11 protein-coding genes are annotated in these 18,857 nt (G+C 67.2%); 8 read left to right on the plus strand and 3 right to left on the minus strand.

What is annotated here, in order from left to right:
- Positions 1-69: 69 nt before the first annotated feature.
- The 3 genes from CXZ05_RS00890 to CXZ05_RS00900 are packed head-to-tail and all read right to left on the minus strand — an operon-like array spanning position 70 to position 3,648.
- On the minus strand, positions 70-1,770 hold the full coding sequence (locus CXZ05_RS00890; protein WP_102970739.1) for a DUF885 domain-containing protein: 1,701 nt from the start codon (positions 1,768-1,770) through the stop codon (positions 70-72).
- A gap of 52 nt (positions 1,771-1,822) precedes the next feature.
- The gene (locus tag CXZ05_RS00895) at positions 1,823-2,068 is read right to left on the minus strand and encodes an acyl-CoA carboxylase subunit epsilon (RefSeq protein WP_102970740.1); all 246 of its coding nucleotides are present in this window, start codon (positions 2,066-2,068) and stop codon (positions 1,823-1,825) included.
- Positions 2,065-3,648 carry an acyl-CoA carboxylase subunit beta gene (locus tag CXZ05_RS00900; RefSeq protein ID WP_102970741.1) on the minus strand — a complete coding sequence of 528 codons (1,584 nt, stop codon included), beginning with the start codon at positions 3,646-3,648 and terminating at the stop codon, positions 2,065-2,067. The genes CXZ05_RS00895 and CXZ05_RS00900 overlap by 4 nt, the downstream gene beginning before the upstream one ends.
- 229 nt (positions 3,649-3,877) lie before the next feature.
- On the opposite strand from CXZ05_RS00900, the gene CXZ05_RS00905 reads away from it, so the two are divergent.
- The 8 genes from CXZ05_RS00905 to CXZ05_RS00940 all read left to right on the plus strand — a co-directional run bounded on the left by CXZ05_RS00905 (position 3,878) and on the right by CXZ05_RS00940 (position 18,854).
- Positions 3,878-4,780: an NAD(P)-dependent oxidoreductase gene (locus CXZ05_RS00905; protein WP_102970742.1), complete on the plus strand. Its 903-nt coding sequence runs from the start codon at positions 3,878-3,880 to the stop codon at positions 4,778-4,780.
- Between the two features lie 143 nt (positions 4,781-4,923).
- Positions 4,924-5,925, plus strand: a complete 1,002-nt coding sequence (locus CXZ05_RS00910) for a biotin--[acetyl-CoA-carboxylase] ligase (protein WP_102970743.1) — start codon at positions 4,924-4,926, stop codon at positions 5,923-5,925.
- Positions 5,918-6,490 (plus strand): PH domain-containing protein, encoded by a 573-nt coding sequence (locus CXZ05_RS00915; protein ID WP_308410972.1) that lies wholly within the window; start codon positions 5,918-5,920, stop codon positions 6,488-6,490. Before CXZ05_RS00910 ends, CXZ05_RS00915 begins: the two co-directional genes overlap by 8 nt.
- Before the next feature lie 15 nt (positions 6,491-6,505).
- Positions 6,506-7,711 carry an adenylate/guanylate cyclase domain-containing protein gene (locus CXZ05_RS00920; RefSeq protein WP_102970744.1) on the plus strand — a complete coding sequence of 402 codons (1,206 nt, stop codon included), beginning with the start codon at positions 6,506-6,508 and terminating at the stop codon, positions 7,709-7,711.
- Positions 7,712-7,949: 238 nt separating this feature from the next.
- Positions 7,950-14,054, plus strand: a complete 6,105-nt coding sequence (locus tag CXZ05_RS00925) for an Ig-like domain-containing protein (protein WP_102970745.1) — start codon at positions 7,950-7,952, stop codon at positions 14,052-14,054.
- Between the two features lie 81 nt (positions 14,055-14,135).
- A complete protein-coding gene (locus tag CXZ05_RS00930) occupies positions 14,136-15,107 on the plus strand; it encodes a MoxR family ATPase (protein ID WP_102970746.1) in 972 nt (323 codons plus the stop codon).
- A gap of 22 nt (positions 15,108-15,129) precedes the next feature.
- A complete protein-coding gene (locus CXZ05_RS00935; RefSeq protein ID WP_258006403.1) occupies positions 15,130-16,434 on the plus strand; it encodes a DUF58 domain-containing protein in 1,305 nt (434 codons plus the stop codon).
- Positions 16,431-18,854, plus strand: coding sequence for a transglutaminase family protein (locus tag CXZ05_RS00940; protein ID WP_102970747.1), 2,424 nt, complete (start codon positions 16,431-16,433; stop codon positions 18,852-18,854). The genes CXZ05_RS00935 and CXZ05_RS00940 overlap by 4 nt, the downstream gene beginning before the upstream one ends.
- Positions 18,855-18,857 lie beyond the last annotated feature (3 nt).

The following is an 18,857-nucleotide window of genomic DNA, read 5'->3' on the forward strand; positions in this document are numbered from 1 at the left end:
AGTTTTTGTCCAGATATCGCGACTTCGGAGGCCTCGAAGTCGCGACATCTGGACAAAAACTCGGATCCCTCAGCGGGGATCTTGCTGGTCGAGCATGGCGCGCTTGAGGGTGTCGAGGCCTACGGAGCCGATGTTGAGAGCCTTGGTGTGGAAGGCCTTGAGGTCGAAATCCGGCCGGGCTTCGAGCTCCGAGCGGATCTGCTCCCACAAACGCTGACCCACCTTGTAGGACGGGGCTTGGCCCGGCCAGCCGAGGTAGCGTGCGAACTCGAACTGCAGGTTGCCCTCACTGATGTCCAGGTTGGCCTTGAGGAAGTCGAAGCCCTTCTCCGGCGTCCAGGTGCCCGATCCCCAGCGTGCGGGAACATCGAGTTCCAGGTGGACGCCGATGTCGAACACCACCCGGGCGGCGCGCATGCGCTGCATGTCCAGCATGCCCATGTGGTCGCCCGGATCCTTGAGGTAGCCGAGTTCCTCCATCAGCTTCTCGGCGTAGAGTGCCCAGCCCTCGCCGTGCCCCGAGGTCCAGCAGACGTTGCGCCGCCAGCTGTTGAGCAGCTCGCGCCGGTGAACGGCGGTGGCGATCTGCAGGTGGTGTCCGGGCACACCCTCGTGGAACACGGTTGTGGTCTCGGCCCAGGTGGTGAACGTGTCCTCGCCCGCGGGCACGGACCACCACATGCGCCCCGGCCGGCTGAAGTCGTCCGACGGCCCTGTGTAGTAGATGCCGCCCTCGTCGGTGGGCGCGATCCGGCATTCGAGGGTCTTCATGACGTCGGGAATCTCAAAGTGGATGCCGGCCAGGTCGGACACGGCACGGTCGGACAGCTCCTGCATCCACGCCGTCAGGGCTTCCGTTCCCACAAGCCGGCGGGCTGGATCGCTGTTGAGGATCTCCTTGGCCTCCGCAATGGAGGCACCCGGCTTGATTTGCCCGGCCACCTGTTCCTGGGCGGCAATGATCCGTTCGAGCTCCTCAACGCCCCAGGCGTAGGTTTCTTCGAGGTCGACGGCGGCGCCAAGGAACACCCGCGAGGCGAGGGCGTAGCGCTCCCGGCCCACGGCGTCCTTCTCCGGGGCCATGGGCAGCAGTTCGTCCTTGAGGAAGGCGGCCAGTCCGGCGTACGCCGCCCGGGCGGCGGCAGCACCGGCGTCGAGCTTCTCCTGCAGTTCCGCCGGCAGCGGGCCGTCTGCTGTTTTGGCGTCAGCGGCGAGCTTCGCGAAGAAGCCGTCCGCCGCGGCGTACTTGGTGGTCTGCTCGATCACGATCGACACCTGGCGCCGGGCCGAGACCTTGCCGCTGTCCCTGGCCGTCCGCAGCGACTCGATGTAGCCGCTGATGGCGGCCGGCACGCTGTGCGTGCGGCCAGCGATGTTCGCCCAGTGCTCCTCGGTGTCGGTGGGCATGAGGTCGAAGATCGACCGAATGTTCTGCGCCGCGGAGTCGATGTTGTTCAGTTCGGCGAGGTCCCAGCCCGAGTCGTGGATCTCAAGCTGGAGTCCGAGGCGTTCGCGCAGGGCATCGAGGGTGACGGCGTCGACGTCGTCAACGGGTTCCAGCCCCTCGAGGGCTTCCAGGGTCTTTCGCTCCGCCGCGGCGAACCTGCCGAGTCCGGTAGGGGAAAAGTCCTGGAACTCGGTGTCGTGCCCCGGGATGCCGAGCGTTGTGGCCAGGCTCGGATCCAGGGAGACAAGCGTGTCGGTGTAAGCGTCGGCGGCGGCGTCGATGGCGGTCCGGGGGCGCGCTGGGGCGGCAGATTCAGTAGTCACCCCACGAGACTAACCGCGGGGTTCCGGTTATGAAAGACTTACTGAATTTTCGTCAGCCCCGGCTCCGCTTCCAGGCCCCCGGACCCGGCGTCGGCTCCAGCCGCAGCTGCTGCCGCCGTACCCAGTGGCGTGTGCTGGGCTTCGTCGGGCCGGCTGCTGCGCCCGGCTCCAGGGAAAGTACGACGGCGGTAAGCGCCGCGAGCTCCTCGGCTGTCGGTTCGCCCTTGGTGACGGAGAACAGGGCCGCGGCCGGCCCCACCGTTTCGGCCGGGTCAACCGCCGGGTTCCGGGCGCTCACAGCGGGATGTTTCCGTGCTTCTTCGTGGGCAGGCTCGCACGTTTGTCGCGCAGCGCCCGCAGCCCCTTGATGATCTGCAGCCGCGTGTCCGAGGGCGCGATGACGGCGTCAACGTAGCCCAGCTCTGCGGCCTGGTACGGGTTGAGCAGCTCTTCCTCGTACTGCCGGATCACGTCGGCGCGCTTGGCCTCGACGTCGCCCCCGGCCTCGGCAACGGCGGCGAGATCGCGCCGGTAGAGGATGTTGACGGCGCCATGCGCGCCCATCACGCCGATCTGGGCCGTGGGCCACGCAAGGTTCAGGTCGGCCCCGAGCTTCTTGGATCCCATTACGATGTACGCGCCGCCGTAGGCCTTCCGGGTGATCACGGTCAGCTTGGGCACGGTGGCTTCGGCGTAGGCGTAGAGAAGCTTGGCGCCGCGGCGGATGATGCCCTGGAACTCCTGGTCCTTGCCGGGCAGGAATCCCGGGACATCGACGAGGGTGATGATCGGAATGTTGAAGGCATCGCAGTGGCGGACGAAGCGGGCCGCCTTTTCCGAGGCCGAGATGTCCAGGGTGCCGGCGAACTGCAGCGGCTGGTTGGCCACGATCCCCACCGTGTGGCCCTCGACGCGGCCGTAGCCGATGATCACGTTCGGAGCGTACAGCGACTGCATCTCCAGGAAGTGGGCGTCATCGACGATTTGTTCGATGACCTTGCGGATGTCATAGGGCTGATTCGCGGAGTCCGGGATCAGCGTGTCCAGGGTGAGGTCGTCGTCGTCGAGCTCCAGCTCCTGCTGGTGCTCCTGCACCGGCGCCTCGGAAAGGTTGTTGGAGGGCAGGAAGTCCAGCAGTTCCCGGACGAACTCAATGGCGTCGGCCTCGTCGGAGGCCAGGTAGGTGGAGGTTCCGGTGGTGGCGTTGTGCTGCCGGGCGCCGCCGAGGGTCTCCATGTCCACGTCCTCGCCGGTGACGGTCTTGATGACGTCAGGGCCGGTAATGAACATGTGCGAGGTCTTGTCCACCATGACCACGTAGTCGGTCAGTGCGGGCGAGTAGGCTGCGCCGCCGGCGCACGGGCCCATGATGAGGGAGATCTGGGGCACCACGCCGGAGGCGTGGACGTTGTTGCGGAAGATGTCCGCGAACATGGCCAGCGAGGCGACTCCCTCCTGGATCCGGGCTCCGCCGCCGTCGTTGATGCCCACCACCGGGCAGCCGTTGCGCAGCGCGAACTCCTGGACCTTCACGATCTTTTCGCCGTTGACCTGGCTCAGGGAGCCGCCGTAGACGCTGAAGTCCTGGCTGTAGAGGGCCACGAGCCGGCCGTCAACGGTTCCGTAACCGGACACGACGCCGTCGCCGAGCGGCTTCTTCTTCTCCATGCCGAAGGCGGTGGAGCGGTGGACCGCCAGGGCGTCGAACTCCACGAAGGAGCCTTCGTCCACGAGCAGGTCGATGCGCTCGCGGGCGGTGTTCTTGCCGCGCGCATGCTGCTTCTCGATGGCTTCAGGGCCGGACGGCTGCTCAGCACGGGCCTGGCGGTCGCGGAAATCGGCAATCTTTCCCGCCGTCGTGGTCAGATCGTGGCTCATGAAGTGTCTCCGGCTCTGTAGCTGTTGTGCTGTAGCTGTCTGCTGTGGCAGCGTGACGCGGGCTCTGGCTGCCGGCTTAAGTAGCATCCGTACAAATCCAAAGCCCTGATGGCTAGTCTAGTGACGCAAATTCCCCGGACCGCTGTAGGGTTCCTACAATTTTCGTTCGTGGCGCCGACGGAAACGCCGATGTTACTGGCGGGTAGCAAAGTGCGGCTAGAGTGTCCCTATGACTTCGAGCAGCGACGCTTACCCTGTTCCGGCAACGCCTTACCGGGCCACCGGCAGCCTTCAGGGCCGGACCATCCTGATGTCCGGAGGAAGCCGCGGCATCGGTCTGGCCATCGCCCGGCGGGCGGCGCGCGACGGTGCCAACGTGGTGCTGCTCGCCAAGACCGGAGAGCCGCATGCGAAGCTTGAGGGCACTGTCTACAGCGCCGCCGAAGAACTGGAGGCCGCCGGCGGCAGTGCCCTGCCGCTGGTGGGGGACGTCCGGAACGACGACGACGTCGCGCGCGCCGTGGATGCCGCCGTCGACCGCTTCGGGGGAATCGACGTCGTCATCAACAACGCCTCCGCGATCGACCTTTCGCCGACGGACACGGTGGACATGAAGCGTTACGACCTCATGCAGGACATCAACGTCCGCGGCACCTTCCTGCTCTCCAAGCTGGCGCTTCCCGCACTGCGCAAATCCTCCGGCGGCCACATCCTCACGCTCTCGCCGCCCCTGAACCTCGACCCGAAGTGGGCGGGCCGGCACCTGGCCTACACCATCGCCAAGTACGGCATGAGCCTGACCACCCTGGGCCTTGCGGAGGAGCTCAGGAACGATGGCATCTGCGTCAACTCGCTGTGGCCTCGGACGCTGATCGATACGGCCGCCATCCGGAACATGGCCGGCGGTGAGTCAATGGTCCGGGCTGCCCGCGGACCCGAAATCATGGCCGACGCGGCCCACGCCGTGCTCACCGGTACCGCGGACCGTGCCGGCGAGCGCACTAACGGCACCGTCAACACGGGGAACTTCTATACGGACGAGCAGGTCCTGGCCGCCGCCGGCGTCACGGACTTCCGGCCGTACAGCCTGGGAGCTGACGAAGCAGACCTCGTCCAGGACATCTTCCTGTGATCTGACGTCATCCAGCGCGAACGTACACTTGCGGCCCCGTTTCCATCCCGGCAGGGGCCACAAGTGTACGTTCGCCCTGTGTGCCTGCCTCTGACCATGGGCCTTCCCGGCCGTGCGGCCCGGCGAGTCGCTAGGATTCAACTATGGATGCCGCACGCCCCGACGATAGCCGTGGACCTCAGGAAAACCTGACCGGAGCGAAGGGCCTGCCCGAGCGGCCGGCGCTGGACCGGGAAGCCCTGTCCGACGCCAACTTCCTCGCCGCCACCGGCATCGCGCAGCTGACGGTCGTGGAGACAACCGGGTCCACCAACGCCGACCTTTTGCGGGCCGTGACCGCGGATCCCCAGGCCTGCCCCGATCTGGCAGTCCTGACCGCGGAGCATCAAACTGCGGCCCGTGGCCGGCTGGACCGGGCCTGGGAAGCGCCCGCCCGCAGCTCCGTCTTGGTCTCGCTGGTTCTGCGGCCCGTTAATGCTGACGGCCGCCCCCTGCCCACCCAGACCTACTCATGGCTGTCCCTCCTGGCCGCCGTCGCGCTGCGCGACGCGCTGGACGAGACGGCGGGAATCCCGGCTGAGCTGAAATGGCCGAATGATGTCCTGGTGCGCGGCGGAAAAATCGCCGGCATCCTCGCCCAGCTTGGCCCCTTGGGCGACGGATCGGTACCGCCCGTCATTCTGGGCACCGGGCTGAACGTCACGCTCACCGAGGACGAGCTACCGGTGCCCACTGCCACGTCCGTCCAGCTGCAGGGTGCCGGAACAGTGGACCGCACGGCGCTCCTGAAGGGCTATCTCTCCCGCTTTTGCACGCTCTACCGCAGCTTCTGCAATGCCGACGGCGATGCCACGGCCGGCCTGGCTGGCGGGCCGTCGCTTCACAAGCGCGTCGAGACGGCGATGGTCACCCTCGGCCAGCAGGTCCGCGCCCAGCTTCCCGGCGACCACGAAATCATCGGCCACGCCTCGCGGCTTGATGATTCAGGCTCGCTGCTGGTGGTGGATGCCTCTTCCCATGAGCACGTCGTGACCGCCGGGGATGTGGTCCACCTGCGGCCGTGGTCCCCGCAGGGCTCGGAGAAGCATGGGGCTGCCAAGCACAGCACTGACCAGCAGGGGTCCGGCGAAAGCGGTTATGCGTAAGGAACTCCTCCCCGGCGAGCAGGTCATCGTGGTGACCCGCCCGCAGCCCAGGGTGCTGTTCGTCCCGGCGGTGGTTTTCATTGTGGTGCCCGCCCTTGCCGCATTCGGAAGCGCGTGGATCATTCGCGGCGGACTGTCCGCGCTTGCCCCGGCCATCACCGGGGAAGGGACGTTCTGGGCGGTGGCCGGCTGTGTGCTGGCTGGCCTGTGGATCCTTCTGGGGTATTGCCTGCCCAGGGTGCTGCGGTGGCAGACGACCAGGTATATCCTGACCAGCCAGCGGGTCCTGGCGCGTTACGGCATGCTCCGGCGCCGGGACCGGCAGGTCTTCCTGGCCTCGGTGCGTAATGTCACAATCAGCCAGTCGATGCTCCAGCGGATGTTGCGTTCGGGGAATATATCCTTGGATGCCGGGCATCATTTCGGCAACGTGCTGAAGGATGTGCCGGAAGTTGCCACCTTCCACAGGTTCTTGTTGGATGCCCTTGATGAGCTTCCGGACGACGAACCATTTGGATTTGGTCAGGCGCCGGATGAGCCCGGCGCCGGTTTCCGCGGGATGTGAGAGAAGGTGGAAGAGATGAACGATGAGGATCAGCGCGGCGCCCAGCAGACAGGCACCCACGAGGCCGGCACAGACGGGTTTGGCGCAGACGGGTTTGACACAGGCGGGTCCGGCGCGCAGGACACCGGTCACCGGGAGGTGACGGACGCCGTCGTCGAAAATCCGGCCACCGGTACCCTGTCCGCGGAGCGCATTGCGGCAAAGAGTCTCGAATCAAGGCTTCTCGGCGGGGAACGCAAGCTCCGCCGCCGCGAGGTGGCGGGCGGTGTGGGCCTGTCGCTGCTCTCTGCCCGCAAGCTGTGGCGAGCACTCGGCTTCCCTAACTTCGGTGACGACGACGTCGCCTTCACCGAGCGCGACCAGGAGGCCCTGTCCACGGCTGTGGGCATGGTCCGGAACGGAAAGCTCACCGAGGAGGCCGCCATCTCGGTCACCCGTGCCATCGGGCAGATGACGGACCGCATGGTGGTGTGGCAGATTGAGGCGCTGGTTGAGGACATGGTCCACGAACAGGGGCTTACCGACGCCCAGGCCCGCAAGCGGCTGGTCCACGAACTGCCTGCCCTGGTGGATCCCCTGGAGGAGATGCTTGTCTACTCTTGGCGGCGTCAGCTCAACGCCGGTGTCCAGCGCCTGGCTGTCCGGGCGGAAGCCGGCCTGCAGGCCAGCGAGGAGGGCCGCGAAGGCGACGAGGACGATGCGCCGCTTCCGTTGGCGCGCGCCGTTGGCTTCGCCGACCTGGTGTCCTACACGAGCCTTTCACGGCGGATGAACGAGAAGACGCTCGCCAAGCTGGTGCAGCGGTTCGAGAACAAGTGCGCGGAGATCATCTCGGTGGGCGGTGGCCGGCTGGTGAAGACCGTGGGCGACGAAGTTCTCTACATCGCCGAGACACCGGCCGCGGGCGCCGAAATATCGCTTGCACTGGCCGAAGCCTTCACCCGGGACGAGATCCTGCCCGAGGCACGGGTTGCCATGGTCTGGGGGCGGATCCTTTCCCGGCTGGGCGACATTTACGGGCCCACCGTCAACCTTGCCGCCCGCCTCACCACGCTGGCCGATCCGGGGACCGTGCTGGTCGATTCGATGACGGCGGCGGCACTGGACCAGGACGAGCGGTTCGTGCTCATTCCCCAGGACGTGGAGAACGTCCGGGGTTTCGGGGAGATCCAGCCGGTCACCCTGGCGCGGGGACGGGGCAAGGGCCTGGTCCTGGACTGAGGCAGCGTGGGCAGTCCTCCCCATCGCGGGGACCGGACTGCGCGGGTAGGCTTGCGGGGTAACGGACGGCCCCGGCGGCTGTTCTTGGACAAGCCGCCAGCGCCCATGTCATAGTCGAGGCTCAGAATTGTTCCGGCGTCTCTACGGGGGAGTGGCGGAATGTCACCGGCCCCTGATGAACATCAGGGGCTAGCAGGCCGCGCTCAGGCGGCTGTGATTTCAGGGGAATAATAACGCTGTGTCAACTTTGTTCGGCAAGCTGGGGCTGAGGAACCGCCGCAACAAGATCGTCACCGGAACCGTCTTTTCCGCTGCTGCTGCAGCGCTGGTGGCCGGTGCCGTGATCTACCCGGGGTTCAAGACAACCGAGGTTGACCTTAACGACGGCGGCGTCTGGGTGGTCAGCAAGGCACGGAACGCCGTCGGCCGCCTCAACTACCCCTCGCGGGTCCTTGACGGCGCGGTGACCCCGGCCAGCACCACGTTCGATGTCCTGCAGAACGCCGGAAAGGTATTCGTCGACGACGAATCCGGCTCCACCCTGAACCAGGTGTCCGCCGCCAACATGAGGCTCGGCGGAGATAAACAGCTTCCCGGCTCGGCGCAGGTGAGCTTCGGCGCCGACACCATCTCGGTCACCGACCCTGCCGCCGGGAAGATGTGGGCGATGTCGCCATCGACGGTCAATGCCTTCGACGAGGAGTCCACTGAGCCCGCCGTGGCGGGCTCCGAAGGGCTGGTGTCCGCCGTCGGCTCCGATGACCGGATCTATTCGGCGGATCCGAAGACGGGCCAGGTGACAGTGACCACGGTGGACGCCGCGGGGGCAGCCACCGGCACCGAGTCCAGCACGTGGGACGGGCTGAAGGGCGCCGGGGACCTCCAGATCTCCGTCGTGGGGGACCAGACTGTGGTCCTGGATGCGTCCGCCGGAAAACTGTTCCTGCCCGGCGGACGCGTGGTGCCGCTGGCAGACGCGCGGGAGGCGAAGCTCCAGCAGCCGGGCCCGGCGTCCGACACCGTGGCCGTGGCCACCGGCAAGGCACTCCTCAGGCAGCCGCTGAACGGTACCGCCGCGAAGGCCGTGACGTTCGGCGGCCAGGGGGTACCGGCGGCGCCGGTGCAGCTGGGCGGCTGCGTCCACGCGGCATGGTCCGGAGCCAACAAGTATGTCCGGGACTGCGCGAATGCCGCGGACAACAAGAACGTGGCAGTGCCCAAAGCCAGTGCCTCGCCCAGCTACGTTTTCCGGGTCAACCGGGACCTCGTGGTCCTGAATGACGTGAACTCGGGAAACGTGTGGCTGGTCAACCAGAACATGCAGCTGGTCAATAACTGGGACGACGTTGTCCCGCCCAAGAACCAGGCTGACGACCCCGATGAGGAGTCGGCGGACGACAACACCATCAACGTTCTGCCGGACCGCACCAAACCGAACCGTCCGCCCGAAACGAAACCCGACGCCGTCGGCGTCCGGCCGGGGCGAACCACTGTCCTGAGCGTCCTCGACAACGACTCCGACCCCGACGGCGACGTCCTGACCGCCTCGCTCGGCGCAGAAGGGCCGCGGGCCGGCAGCATCGAAAGCATCTACGGCGGGTCCGCCTTCCAGATCACGGTGCCGGCCGACGCCGGGCCGGGGACCGAGACCTTCGACTACACCGCAGCGGACGGCCGCGGCCTGTCCGCCGGCGGCAAAGTAAGCTTGAGCGTCGTCGGGCCGGACGAGAACCGGCCCCCGTCCTTCAAACGCGGCGACCCCACCACACTCCTTGTGGAGCAGGGCAAGACCGTCAGCCAGAACATCCTCACCGACTGGGCCGATCCCGACGGCGACGACCTCGTCCTCATGTCAGCCACGGCCGACAACGAACAGGACCAGGTCAAGATCCGCCGCGACGGCCTGCTTACCTTCCAGGATTCCGGCGCTTCGGCCGGCAAGAAGAGCGTCACGGTGACCGTCTGGGACGGCCGCGCCACCACCACGGGAAAGGTGGTGGTCAACGTCCAGCCGCCGGGAGCACTCGCCCCCGTGGTCAACGCCGACCACGTCACGGCGGTGGTGGGCCAGGACCTGGTCATCGCGCCGTTGAAGAACGACGTCGATCCCAACGGCGGCGCTTTGCGCCTCGCCCAGGTGGAAGCCAGCGGAGCTGCAGAACTGGGCCCGGTCACCGACGGCGGCACCTTCACCTTCCGCAGCCGGACCCCGGGCCCGGTCTACCTGACGTACCTGGCCAGCAACGGACCGCAAAGCAGCCAGGGCCTCATCAGGGTGGATGTGGAATCCGGCAAGGACTCCGGAAGTCCCGTCGCCGTCCATGACGTGGCACTCCTGCCGGTGGGCGGCAGCGTGCTGCTGGACCCGCTGGCCAACGACTCTGACCCCTCCGGGGGCGTCCTGGTGCTGCAATCCGTTGCGGTGCCGGAAAACGCCACGGCGTCGGTGAGCGTGATCGACCACAGCGTCCTGCGGATCACCGACATCGCCGGCACCAAGGATCCCTTCCTGTTCCGTTACACGATGTCCAACGGCAAATCCTCCGCCACGGGAAGCGTCTCGGTGGTGCCTGTTCCCGCCCCGGCTGTGGTGGAGGCGCCGCAGCCCAAGCCCGATGAGGTTAACGTCCGTGTCAACGACGTCGTGACCATCCCCGTCCTGGACAACGACACGCACCCGCAGGGCGAAAAGCTGACGGTTGACCCGGTCCTGCCGCAGGCCGCCACGGCGGAGGACGGCAAGAGCTTCGTCTCCGAGAACACACTCCGTTTTATCGCCGGCAGCCAGCCCAAGACCGTGCGCGCCATCTACAACGCCGTGGACCCGCAGGGCCAGAAGAGCGCCGCCGCCGTCACCATCCACATCCTGCCGCTGGAGGGTGCCGAAAACTCCCGGCCCCAGCCCAAAAACCTGACCGCCCGGGTGGTGGCTGGCGGCACGGTGCGCATCCCGGTGCCGCTGGACGGCATTGACCCCGACGGCGACTCCGTCCAACTGACGGGCATCGACAGCACGCCCGGCATGGGCACCGCGACGGCGGGCAGCAGCTTCATCGACTTCGTCGCGGCCGGCAACGGTGCAGGGACCGATACGTTCCGCTACAAGGTGGTCGACCGGCAGGGCGCCGTGAACACCGGCACCGTCACCGTCGGCATCGCACCGCGCAGCGACACCAACCAGAAGCCCGCGCCGGTCGACGACCAGGTCAAGGTGCGGCCCGGGCGGCAGATTGCCGTCGACGCCGCCGGCAACGACACCGATCCGGACGGGGACCTGATCAGGATCGTCAGCGACGGCATCGAAGCCGATGCCGCGCTGAAGGCCACTGTCAGCAAGCAAAGCGGCCGCATCCTGCTGCAGGCTCCGTCCACCGAAGGCACCGTCAATGTCCGCTACACGGTGGCCGACGAACGCGGGGCCTCCGCACAGGCAGCCATCCGGATGGTGGTGGACAGCAACGTTCCGCTCCAGGCACCGATCGCCCGGGATGACCGGGTGACCTCTGCGCAGACGCTTGGCAAGACCGCCGTGGACGTCCCCGTCCTCAAGAACGACGAGGACCCTGACGGCGTCGGCGAGAACCTGAAGATCAGCAGCGCCGCCGAGACCGCCCGCCCAGGTCCGGAGGGCAACATGATCGTCGAACTGACCGGCCAGCCGCAGCTGGTGCCCTACACGGTTGAGGACGTCGACGGCCAGAAGTCTACGGCGATCATCTGGGTGCCGGGCCTCGGCCAGCAGGTTCCCACCCTTGCCAAGGACGAGGTCCTCGAAGTGGTCGCGGGCCAGTCCGTAACCGCTGACCTCGCCGAATGGGTCAAGGTACGGGGCGGACGTTCGCCCCGGCTGACCCAGACCGACCGGATCAAGCTCATCGGTGCGGACGGCAGCAACCCGGTGGCCGGCAACGGCACAGCCGTCAGGTATACCGCGGACAAGGACTATGTGGGCCCCGGGTCCATCACCTTCGAGGTGACGGACGGTTCCGGCCCGGACGACCCCGCCGGACTCAAATCCACGCTGAGTATCCGCACCAGGGTGCTGCCCGACCCCAACCGGAACAACCCGCCGGTACTGCTCGGCGGCGCGGTGGATGTTCCGCTGGGTGACCCCGCCTCCGCGGACCTGGCCAAGCTGACCACCGACCCGGATAGTGACGACGCCGCGAACATGAAGTACGAGATCGCCGGCACAATTCCCCAAGGCTTCAACGTGGCCATCGACGGCGCGTCCTTGAACGTCTCCGCCAAGGATGGGCTGCGGCCCGGCGACGGGGGCGCCGTGCAGGTGAAGGCGAAGGATCCGCGTGGCCTTGACTCCACCGCCACGTTCCGGCTCGCCGTCACGGCGACCAACCGGGCCAAACCGGTGGCCAATGACGACGTGGAGGCAAACGCCGCGGCGGGCAAGCCGGTGACTCTCCAGGTGCTGGCAAACGATGCCAACCCGTTCCCGGATACCCCGCTTAAGATCATCGGCGTCGCCACGGAAACGGGCCAGGGCGCGGCCGCTATCAGCGGCGACTCGGTGACGGTCACGCCGTCGGCCGGGTTCTCCGGCACCCTGATTGTGTCCTACACGGTGGGGGACAAGACCGAGGACTCGTCCCGGTACGCCACCGCCCGCATCCGGCTCACGGTCAAGGACAAGCCGCTCGCACCTACCACGCCCCAGGCACAGAGTGTGGGGGACCGGACTGCGCTGCTGAACTGGACTGCCCCCGCGGACCGGGGTTCGCCCATCACCAAGTACACCGTGTACGGCGAAGGCGGATACAAGCAGGACTGTCCGGCCAACTCGTGCACCCTGAACAACCTGGTGAACAACACCAAGTACCACTTCCAGGTGACGGGGACGAACGAGTTTGGCGAGTCCGAACGCTCACCGGCTTCGGCTGAGGTCCGGCCGGACGTCAAGCCCGAGATGCCGCTGGCGCCGGGTCTGAAGTTCGGCGATAAGCAGCTCTCCATTGCCTGGAAGGCGCCGGCCAGCAAGGGCTCGCCGATCAAGTCCTACGATCTGGAAATCTCTCCGGCACCCAGCGGCCAGAACCCCCAGATCCAAAACCTGACGTCCACCAGCTACGTCTGGAAGGGACTCACCAACGGCGTGGCCTACAAGGTGCGCGTCCTCGCCCGGAACGATGCGAAGGACCCTTCGGAGTGGAGCACCTACTCCGCGGCCGAGGTGCCGGCCGGCGTGCCGGTGACGCCGGCAGCCCCGAGCGTCTCGGACGTCGCGCCGGTAGGGGACCAGAGCCAGCTGCAGGTGAACTGGACTGCTCCGAACAACAACGGGGATGCCGTCTCCTCCTACACACTCACCACCCTGCACAGTGGGGCGGTGGTCAAGAGCCAGCAGGTGGCCTCCGGCACGTCCCTCAACGTCACCGTGGACAACTCCGAGGCTGACTATGCGTTCACCATTTCCGCTAGAAACAAGGCCGGCACGTCCGGAACCAGCGCCCAGTCCGCTCCCATCCGGGCCGCCGGCAAGCCGGGGACAGTAAACGGCGGCAGCGTATGGGCGCCAGGAAACAACGGACAGCTGAAGGTCGCCTTCACGCCCCTCACAGAGGCCCAGCGAAATGGATCGCAGACATCGGAGATTGGCTACCGCTGGACTACTGCCTACGGCTCGGGCCCCATCAACGCACCCGGCGGCACCATCTATGGGCAGCCGAACGGCAAGAACATCACGGTCAACATCATTGCCTTCTCCACCAAGAACAATGTTTCAGGTGATGCCAAGGCCATTGGTTCGGCTGTTCCCTATGGTGCGCCGGCCACGCCAGTGGTCACCGGCGAGACGTCAGCCAAGGGGGACCCGCAGGTTCACTGGACCTGGAACGCGCCCTACGACAACGGCCGGGTCATCAACCGCTACGAGGTCAGCTTTGACGGGGGCGGGTTTACGTCGGTGGGGCTGAAACGCCAGTACAACCGTGACGGCGGAGGCTGGAACCAAAGACATACACTGCGGGTCCGTGCATGCAACGGCACCGATGGCGACAAGGACTGCGGACAGCCGGGCTCTGCCGTTGCCACGTCGGGTGCTGATCCCACGCCTCCCCTTACCGAGGTCCGGGTCAAGCGGTCCGACAACAACAGCTGCCCCGGAAAACCCGGCGTCCCGGACCGGTACAACGCCGCCACGCGCAGCTGCGGCGGCAGCGACGCCAACTGGGTGTCCTGGTCCGACGGCTGGATTCCCACCACCTGCTGGTCCGAAATCTACAACAACGGAACCCGCTGGTATCTGATGGACGGCGGGCCGCACAAGGGCTGGTACGTCAAGGGCACCACGGTGGACATCAGGGGACCGGGCGTGGGGCAGTGCTGACCTTTCCGCCCCACCGCCTTTTGGAACGCCACCGCCTGCTGAGAACGAATAAGCCTGCAATTACACAGAAGAGGAACAATCATGACAATGACTAGCGAGCAGGCCGACTGGTTTGCAGGGACGTTCGAGAAGCTCGTCGCCAATGTGGGCCAGGCCGTCCTGGGCAAGGCACACGTCATCCGCCTGACCTTCACCGCGATGCTCGCCGAGGGCCACGTCCTCTTTGAAGATGCACCCGGTACCGGCAAGACCTCGCTTGCCAGGGCCCTCGCCGCCACCGTCCAGGGGTCCAACAGCCGCATCCAGTTCACCCCGGACCTGCTGCCCTCCGACGTCACCGGCGTGACCATTTACGACCAGAAGACCCAGAAGTTCGAATTCCACAAGGGACCGATTTTCAGCAACATCGTGCTCGCCGACGAAATCAACCGCGCCTCGCCCAAGACGCAGTCGGCTCTGCTGGAAGTCATGGAGGAGTCCCGCGTCACTGTGGACGGCACCACCTACGAAGCCGGGCGGCCGTTCATGGTGCTGGCTACCCAGAACCCGATCGAGCAGGCGGGAACGTACCGGCTGCCCGAGGCCCAGCTGGACCGCTTCCTGCTGAAGACCTCCATCGGCTATCCGGACCATGCCTCCACCGTCCAGCTCCTGGGCGGATCCAACCTCAAGGACCGGTCCCGGGACCTGCAGCCCGTCATCACCACGCAGGCCGTTGCTGACATGGCGGACCTTGCCGCCACCGCGCACGTCGATACCGCCGTGCTCGAGTACATCTCCCGGCTCTGCGAGGAAACCCGCAACGCTCCGGAGACCCGCCTGGGTGTGTCGGTCCGCGGCGCCCTGGCCATGGTCCGGGCGGCCAAGGTCTGGGCCGCGAGCCAGGGGCGCAACTTCGTCCTGCCGGACGACGTCAAGGACCTCGCCGGCGTCGTCTGGACCCACCGTTTCGTGATGGACCCCGAGGCAGAGTTCTCCGGGGCGACGGCGGAAGCCGTTCTGGGACGTGTCCTGGCTGATGTCGCAGCGCCGCAGCAGCGCGCCGCCGTCTAGCGTGCAGCGGTTTAAGGTGCGGCTGTCCAGCGTGCGGCGGCCCGGGCTGCAGCTGCCCAAGGTGCAGCACCAAATTCGCCCGGCCAGGGTGTGGTCCGAGTTCAGCAGCATCGCCCGGCTCGCGCTGGGTCCCGCCTGGCGCATGGCCGACGGCGTGTGGGCCCGCCGTGTCGGGCCTGTCCTGTCCGTGGTCAGCGTCCTGGGCTGGTCCGTGCTGGCCGGTGCAGTTCTGCTGTGGGCGGCCGGGAACGCCTTCGGCTGGCAGGAGGCCAAGGCTGCCGCGATTGCGGCGGTGGTTCTCTTCGTCATCGCCGGCGGCTTCATCCTGGGCAGGTCCTCCTATGGGGTCCTGCTTGACCTCGCGCGGACCAGGGTTGCGGTGGGGGACAGCGCCGTGGGAAGCATTGCGGTGTCCAACACCTCTGCCCGGCCGCTCCTGCCGGCTGACCTCGAGCTCCCCGTCGGGGCAGCCACCGCCGTCTTCCACCTCCCGCGGATGAAGCCGCAGCAGGTGCACGAGGATCTGTTCACCATCCCGACGGCGCGCAGGGCCGTCATCGTGGTGGGTCCTGTGCGTTCCGTCCGTGCCGATCCGCTGCACCTGCTCCGCCGGCAGGTGCTCTGGACGGAACCGCAGGACCTGTACGTGCATCCCCGGACCGTGGCGCTGGCCGGTTCTGCCGCGGGGTTCATCCGCGACCTGGAAGGCATGCCCACCACAGAGCTGTCCAGCGCGGATGTTTCCTTTCACGCCCTGCGCGACTACGTCCCGGGGGACGACCGGCGGCACATCCACTGGAAAACCACGGCCCGCACCAACAAGCTCATGGTCCGCCAGTTCGAGGAAACCCGCCGGGCCCACCTTGCCATTTCGCTGTCCATCAACACCGACGAATATGCCTCGGAAGACGAGTTCGAGCTGGCTATCTCGGCAGCCGCGTCGATCGGACGCCAGGCCATCCGCGAGCAGCGAGAGCTGGACGTCCTGACCCAGGGGGGTCCGCTGCGCTGCGAGACCGGCCGCAACATGCTGGACGACATGACCCGGGTCGTCGGCACCCCGCTGCGGAAGACCGCCGTCGACCTCGCCCGCACGCTTGCCGACACGGTGCCCAACGCCTCCGTGGTCTTCTTCGTGGTGGGCAGCCAGGTGACGCCCACCCAGCTGCGCTCGGCCGCTGCCTCGGTGCCGCCCGGCGTCCGAAGCCTCGCTGTGCTCGCCGACCTGGGCGCCGCCCCGGCCCGCGCCAACATAGGCGACCTCACAGTCCTCACCGTGGGTGACCTCTCCGACCTTCCCTCCGTCCTGCGAAAGGCTGCAGCATGAGTGAGGCCACAGGTCTCCGCCCCCGCCGTTCAACCCGGCCCGGCCGCCCGGTCACGCCGGCCGCCCAGTCCGCCTTCGCCGATGGCCGGCCGCTGTGGCATTTTGTGCTCGACGGCGGTGCCCTCACCGTTCTGCTCGGGCTGGGTGTCCTCGGGTTCAGCCTCAGCTTCGGCGGCGACCCGCATTACCTGGTTGCCGGTTTTGGCGGGATCATCCTGGGCCTGGCCATCGCTGCCTGCAATGCCCATTTCCGGCTGGGGCTGGTGATCACCACGGCCGCCGCTTTTGGCGGCTACCTGGTGCTGGGGACAGTCCTCGCCGTTCCCGATGCCGCGGTGGCGGGATTCCTCCCCAGCCTGGAATCCCTGCGGACGCTGCTGCTTGGCGTCGCCTTCTCGTGGAAGGACATGCTGACCGTCGGAGTGCCCGTGGGCACCGCGGGCGGGGTGCTGATCGTTCCGTTCCTGAGCTCACTCATCACGGCCGTGGCCGCCGGTGTCCTGACCTGGCGGATCCGGAGCCCCTACTGGCCGCTGCTGCCAGTCCTCGTTCTGTTTGTCACGGGCATCGCCTTCAGCACCAACGCCGGATTCCTGACCGTGGAAAGGGGCATCGCGCTGACGGTGGTGGGCATCGCCTGGGCAACCTTCCGGCGGGACGCCTTGCGCCGGCGCGACACCCGCAAGGTCTCGGTGAACCGTCCCCAATACGACGCCGGCACCGCCGGTAAGGTACGCATGCGCCGCCTGGCGGCTGGAGCGGCGGTCTTGGCGGCAACGGTGGCAATTACCGCGGCCGTGTCGCCGCTCATCGCCGCCGGTGACGAGCGGCGCGTCCTCCGCAACGTCGTCGTTCCGCCCTTTGATCCCAAGGACTACGTCACGCCGCTGGCGAGCTTCCGGAACTTCGTCAAGGACAAGAAGGACGACGCCCTGTTCACAGTCAAGGGACTGCCCAAGGACGCCCGGGTCCGGCTCGGAGCATTCGATTCCTTCAACGGCACCAACTACGCGATGGATCCGAACGGTTCCGGGAGCTTCAGCAAGGTCGGTGACGCGAAATCGATCAACACGCTCGCCGACGCCACGGACACGGTCCCGACGAATGACTACAGCCTGGACATCAGCATTGATGACTACCAGGGCTACTTCGTTCCGGGCGGACGGAAGACCACCGGACTCAGCTTCGGCCAGGCCTCGTCCGGCGCTGCTTCAGGGCTGTACTTCAACTCCGGAACCGACACCGCGGTGACCACCCAGGGCCTGTCCCGGGGTGACTCCTACACTGTCCAGGTCTCGGACCCGGTGAAGCTCGAGCACGGGCAGCTGACGCAATACGATTTCGCCAGGATCAGCCTGCCTGACACCAGCGAAGTGCCGCCGGTGGTGGGCGCCCAGGCCAACGACCTGGCCGCTGACGCCCCCACCGCCGTGGACCAGGTCCGGCAGATCGAGGCGCATTTCCAGAAGAAGGGTGCTTTCAGCAACGGGCTCATTGCCGACGGCCAGCTTCCCAGCGTCTCCGGGCACGGTGCGGGGCGCATCCGCGACCTGCTGACCGCCAAGCAGATGCTGGGCGACGATGAGCAGTATGCCGTGGCGATGTCCCTGATGCTTCGCCATCTGGGCATTCCCTCCCGCGTGGTCATGGGGTTCTACCCCGATCCGAAGAGCCCGGAGAACGGAGCCGGCGAAGTCAAGATCATGGGCAAGGACGTCCACGCCTGGGTGGAGGTGGCGTTCGACCGGGTGGGCTGGGTGGCCTTCGACCCCACACCGCCCAAGGACAACGTTCCCATTCCGCCCGACCCGGAAAGCAAGTCCAAGCCGAAGCCCCAGGTCCTGCAGCCGCCGCCCCCGCCGCAGGAACCCGCCGACCTGCCGCCGGACTCCTCTCCCGACGCGCTCGACGCCGACGAGAAGCAGAACAATCCTTGGCTGCTGTGGGGTCCCATCCTTACGGCCATCGGCATCGCCATGATTCCCCTAGGCATCCTTGCCCTGCCGCTGCTGCTCATCGCCCTGCTGAAGTCCCGGCGCCGGAAGGCCCGTTTCACCGGCGGCGATCCTGCCCAGCGCGTCGGCGGCGGCTGGAACGAGGTCCTCAGCCTGGCAACGGACATGGGCGCCGCCGTGGACAGCCGCGCAACCAGGCGGGAAACCGCGGCGGTAGTTGCCGAGGCGTTCCCCGCCACCGGCGCCGCCACCACCGTGCTGGCGCACCGGGCTGACGCCTCCATTTTCGGGGCGGGCCAGCCGAGTGAGGATGAGGTCCGGGAGTACTGGGAGGTGGTGGATGGCTCGCTCAAGGAGATGACCGGGACGGTCGGCTTCTGGCGGCGCCAGCGGGCGCGGTTCTCGCCCCGGTCGCTGCTGGCCGAGGCCCGGACCGCCCTGGCCGCGCGGGGGTTCCGGCGGTGAACG

Source organism: Arthrobacter sp. AFG20 (genome assembly GCF_002892795.1).
Taxonomy (GTDB): domain Bacteria; phylum Actinomycetota; class Actinomycetes; order Actinomycetales; family Micrococcaceae; genus Arthrobacter.

Excerpts from the sequence above, each read along its gene's own strand:
- CXZ05_RS00910 (WP_102970743.1), top strand. The coding sequence starts at position 4,924 with ATGGATGCCGCACGCCCCGACGATAGCCGTGGACCTCAGGAAAACCTG.
- CXZ05_RS00940 (WP_102970747.1), top strand. The coding sequence starts at position 16,431 with ATGAGTGAGGCCACAGGTCTCCGCCCCCGCCGTTCAACCCGGCCCGGC.
- CXZ05_RS00900 (WP_102970741.1), bottom strand. The coding sequence starts at position 3,648 with ATGAGCCACGATCTGACCACGACGGCGGGAAAGATTGCCGATTTCCGC.
- CXZ05_RS00915 (WP_308410972.1), top strand. The coding sequence starts at position 5,918 with ATGCGTAAGGAACTCCTCCCCGGCGAGCAGGTCATCGTGGTGACCCGC.
- CXZ05_RS00905 (WP_102970742.1), top strand. The coding sequence starts at position 3,878 with ATGACTTCGAGCAGCGACGCTTACCCTGTTCCGGCAACGCCTTACCGG.
- CXZ05_RS00920 (WP_102970744.1), top strand. The coding sequence starts at position 6,506 with ATGAACGATGAGGATCAGCGCGGCGCCCAGCAGACAGGCACCCACGAG.
- CXZ05_RS00930 (WP_102970746.1), top strand. The coding sequence starts at position 14,136 with ATGACAATGACTAGCGAGCAGGCCGACTGGTTTGCAGGGACGTTCGAG.